The sequence below is a fragment of the Kitasatospora sp. NPDC057223 genome, from assembly GCF_042669755.1.
Lineage (GTDB): Bacteria > Actinomycetota > Actinomycetes > Streptomycetales > Streptomycetaceae > Kitasatospora.
Window position 1 is genome coordinate 1 of sequence record NZ_JBHUWW010000261.1, and the last position, 4,076, is coordinate 4,076.

At 75.5% G+C, this 4,076-nt stretch carries 1 protein-coding gene; it reads left to right on the forward strand.

The annotated features are described in order from the left end of the window. Nucleotides 1-4,076, forward strand: a 4,076-nt coding sequence (locus ACFUK0_RS39625) for a beta-ketoacyl synthase N-terminal-like domain-containing protein (RefSeq protein ID WP_380258851.1), incomplete at both ends; no start/stop codon positions are given.

The following is a 4,076-nucleotide window of genomic DNA, read 5'->3' on the forward strand; positions in this document are numbered from 1 at the left end:
GTTGGTGGTGGATCGTTCGGTGGTGGTGGCGGCGCGGTTGGACACGGGGGCGTTGCGGGCGGATCCGCCGGCCCTCTTCCGCAACCTCGTCCGCCCGGCGCTCCAGCGTGCTGCCGCAGCCGTCCCCGCAGCCGGCGCCGCCCGCCCGACCGACCCGGAGGCGATCCGGACGCTGGTGCAGGAGGCGGTCGCCGCCGTCCTGGGCCACGACGACCACCGGGCCGTCTCGGCCGACCGGGCCTTCGACGAGCTGGGCTTCGACTCCCTGACAGCGGTGGACCTGCGCAACCGGCTCAACAGCGCCACCGGCCTGCGGCTGCCCGCCACCCTGATCTACGACCACCCGAACCCGGCGGCGCTCGCGGCGCACCTGGGCACCGAGATCCTCGGCACCGGCACGCCGGCCGCCGAGCCGGAGCGCCCGGTCGTGGCCGTCGACGAGCCGATCGCCATCATCGGCATGGCCTGCCGCTACCCGGGCGGCGTCAGCTCGCCCGAGGACCTGTGGCGCCTGGTCGAGAACGGGACGGACGCGGTCGGGCCGTTCCCCACCGACCGCGGCTGGGACCTCGACTCGCTGTACGACCCGGATGCCGCCAGGCCCGGCACCTCGTACACCCGTCAGGGCGGATTCCTCTACGACGCGGCCGAGTTCGACCCGTCCTTCTTCGGCATCGGCCCGCGCGAGGCGCTGACCACCGACCCGCAGCAGCGGCTCCTGCTGGAGACCGCCTGGGAGGCCGTCGAGCGGGCCGGCATCGACCCGAGCGACCTGCGCGGCAGCCGGACGGGCGTCTTCGCGGGCGTCATGTACAACGACTACGGCGCCCGCCTGCACCAGTCGGCGCAGGCCTCGGCCGACTACGAGGGCTACCTCGTCGCCGGCAGCGCGGGCAGCGTCGCCTCCGGCCGGGTGTCGTACGCCCTCGGGCTGGAGGGGCCGGCCGTCACGGTCGACACCGCCTGCTCCTCCTCCCTGGTGGCGCTGCACCTGGCCGCGCAGGCCCTGCGGCAGGGCGAGTGCTCGCTCGCGCTGGCCGGCGGCGTGACCGTGATGGCCAGCCCCGCGACCTTCGTGGAGTTCAGCCGGCAGCGAGGTCTGTCGACGGACGGCCGCTGCAAGCCGTTCTCCGCCGAGGCGGACGGCACGGGCTGGGCGGAGGGCGTCGGCCTGCTGCTGGTCGAGCGGCTCTCGGACGCCGTGCGGAACGGGCACCGGGTGCTCGCCGTGGTCCGCGGCTCCGCCGTCAACCAGGACGGCGCCAGCAACGGGCTCACGGCGCCGAACGGTCCGTCCCAGGAACGGGTGATCCGGCAGGCCCTGTCGGCCGCCGACCTGACCCCCGACCAGGTGGACGCGGTCGAGGCGCACGGCACCGGCACGACGCTCGGCGACCCGATCGAGGCGCAGGCCCTGATCGCCGCCTACGGCCGGCACCACTCGCCCGAACAGCCGCTCTGGCTCGGCTCGGTGAAGTCCAACCTGGGCCACACCCAGGCCGCCGCCGGTGTCGCCGGGATCATCAAGATGGTGCAGGCGCTGCACCACGCCGTGCTGCCGCGCACGCTCCACCTCTCCGCCCCCAGCCCGCACGTGGACTGGTCGGCCGGTACGGTGTCGCTGCTCGCCGAGACGGTGCCGTGGCCGGAGACCGGCCGCCCGCGCCGGGCCGCCGTGTCCTCGTTCGGGATCAGTGGCACCAACGCGCACGTCATCCTCGAACAGGCTCCCGAGGAGGAGGCGGCGCAGCCGCAGCCGCCGGTCGACGGCTCGGTGCTGCCGGTCGTGCTGTCCGCCCGGGACCCGCAGGCGCTGCGTGCGCAGGCGGCGAAGCTCCGCGAGCTGGTCCTCCCCGGCTCCGGCGTCGACGGCCCCGACCTGCACGACCTGGCCCGCTCGCTGGCCACCACCCGGGCCGCCTTCGAACACCGGGTCGCCGTCCTCGCCGAGGACCGCGAGGAGCTGCTCGACGGCCTGGCGGGAGTGGCCGACGGCAGTGCCGCCACCACCAGCACGGTGGCCGGCCGGACGGCCTTCCTCTTCACCGGCCAGGGCAGCCAGCGCCTCGGCATGGGCCGGGAGTTGTACGACTCCCAGCCCGTCTTCCGACAGGCTTTCGATGCCGCCGCCGCCGAGTTCGACCGCCACCTCGGCGACTACCTCGGGCGGCCGCTGCGGGAGCTGGTGTTCGGCGAGGACGCCGAGCAGCTGAACCGGACCTCCGGCACCCAGCCGGCGCTGTTCGCGATCGAGACGGCCCTGTTCCGGCTGTACGAGCACTGGGGCGTCGTCCCGGACGTGGTGCTGGGCCACTCGATCGGCGGGGTGGCCGCCGCCCACGCGGCCGGGGTGCTCGACCTCGCCGACGCGGCCCTGCTGGTCGCCACCCGTGCCCGGCTGATGCAGGCACTCCCCTCCGGTGGAGCGATGCTGTCCTTCGACGCGGCCGAGGCGGACGTGCTGCCGCTGCTGGCGGGGCTGGCCGAGCAGGCCGGTGTTGCCGCCGTGAACGGTCCGCGCGCCACGGTGGTGTCCGGTGACGAGGACGCCGTGCTGGAGATCGGCCGGCGGCTGTCCGAGAGCGGTGTGCGGGCCAAGCGGTTGCGGGTCAGCCACGCCTTCCACTCCCCGCTGATGGAGCCGATGCTGGCGGAGTTCCGCGAGGTGCTCGCCGGGCTGCGGTTCGCCGAGCCGCGCATCCCGGTGGTCTCCGACCTGACCGGGGCCCTGGCCGGGCCCGGCGAGCTGGCCGCGCCCGAGTACTGGGTCCGGCACGTCCGCCAGGCGGTCCGCTTCGCGGACGGCGTGCGGGCCCTGCACGAGTACGGCGCCGTACGGTTCCTGGAGCTCGGCCCGGACGCGGTGCTGACCGCGCTCGCCCGGGAGAGCCTGCCCGAGGGCGCGGTCCTGGAGACCGCCCTGCGCAGGGGCCGGCCGGAGGAGCGGACGGCGGTGGCCGCACTCGCGGCCCTGCACTCGGCCGGCGCGTCGGTCGGCTGGGGCCGGTTCTTCGACCGGCCGGGCCAGGCGCGGCCGGTGGACCTGCCGACGTACGCGTTCCAGCGCGAGCGGTACTGGCTGGACGCGCCGGTGGCGCAGGGTGAGCACCCGTTCCTCGGCTCCTCCGTCGAACTGGCCGGCGAGGCCGGGGCCGTACTGAGCGGCCGGCTCTCGCTGACCACCCACCCGTGGCTCGCCGGACACCGGGTGGCCGGCGCGACCGTGCTGCCCGGCACGGCCCTGCTGGAGGCGGCGCTGCACGCGGCCCACCGGGTCGGCGCCGACGGCGTTGGCGAACTCTCCCTGCTCGCACCGCTGGTGGTGCCCGCCGAGGGCGCGGTCGAGGTGCAGGCCGTGGTCGGCGCGGCCGACGCGGACGGGCGCCGCCCGGTCAAGCTCTACGCCCGGCCGCAGTCGGCCGAGCCCGCCGAATGGACCCTGCATGCGGACGGGTCGCTGCACACGCCCGACGCGGCGCCCGCCGAGGCCGGCCTCGGGCCGTGGCCGCCGGAGGACGCGAAGCCGCTGGACGTCGACTACGACGCACTGGCGGAGGCCGGGCTCGGCTACGAGGGCCTGTTCCAGGGCGTGCAGGCCGGTTGGCGGGGCAGTGACGGCAGCCTGTACGCCGAGGTGTCGCTCCCGGCCGACGAGGCCGGCGGGTACGGGATCCACCCGGCCCTGCTGGACTCGGCCCTGCACCTGCTCGCGCAGGACTCCGGCGAGCGGCTGCGACTGCCCTTCGCGTGGAGCGGGGTCCGCCTGCACGCGACCGGCGCCACCCAACTGCGGGTCCGGCTGCGGCCGGAGGGCGACGACGCGGTCTCCCTGCTCCTGCTGGACGGCACCGGCGCGCCCGTCCTGACCGCCGAGGCGCTCGCCGTCCGCGAGGCACCCCGTGACCTGTTCGCTCCCGCTGTGGCTCCGTTGTTCGGGGTGGAGTGGGTTGGTGTGTCGGGTGGTGGGTTGTGGGTGCCGGGTGAGGTGGTGTCGTTCGTGGGTGCTGCTGATGGTCCGGTGGGTGTGCGTGGTGCGGTGTTCGGTGCGTTGGAGGCTGTGCAGGGTTGGTTGGCTT